Here is a 452-nt window from a genome sequence, read left to right on the forward strand (position 1 = left end):
CCACCGAGGTGGCACAGGCACCGAAGCCCTGCAGCACCCGCGCCAACATCAGCTCACCCAGGCTGGCGGCAAAGCCGGCTGCCAGGGCGCTCAGCCCGTAGAGCAGCACGCCCCCCAACGCGATGGGTTTGCGGCCATAGCGGTCGGCGAGCGGCCCCACCAGCAGTTGACCCAATCCCATGCTGAACAGGAACCAGGTGATGGTGCCCTGCATCAGGGTCACCTCGGCTCCCAGTTGCTCGGCCATCTGCGGGATGGCAGGCAGATAGATGTCGATGGCCAGCGGGCTGAACAGCACCAGGAGTACAAGCAGAAGAATCAATGGCATCAGTCACCTCAAGGCCTAGGGGGAAAATCGATTGGGGCGCGAGTCTACTGACACACAGTAATGAATTGAAATGGTATTTAATCACTTTGGTTATTCCTTCCGGGAAACATGTATACATTCTACC

At 58.8% G+C, this 452-nt stretch carries 1 protein-coding gene; it reads right to left on the reverse strand.

Annotation, left to right across the window (positions count from 1 at the left end; genetic code table 11):
- On the reverse strand, positions 1 to 328 hold a 328-nt coding region (locus tag JWG43_RS18270; protein WP_205244356.1), incomplete at its 3' end, for an MFS transporter.
- Positions 329 to 452: the final 124 nt, after the last annotated feature.

Source organism: Desulfobulbus alkaliphilus, assembly GCF_016918545.1.
GTDB classification, from domain to species: domain Bacteria; phylum Desulfobacterota; class Desulfobulbia; order Desulfobulbales; family Desulfobulbaceae; genus Desulfobulbus; species Desulfobulbus alkaliphilus.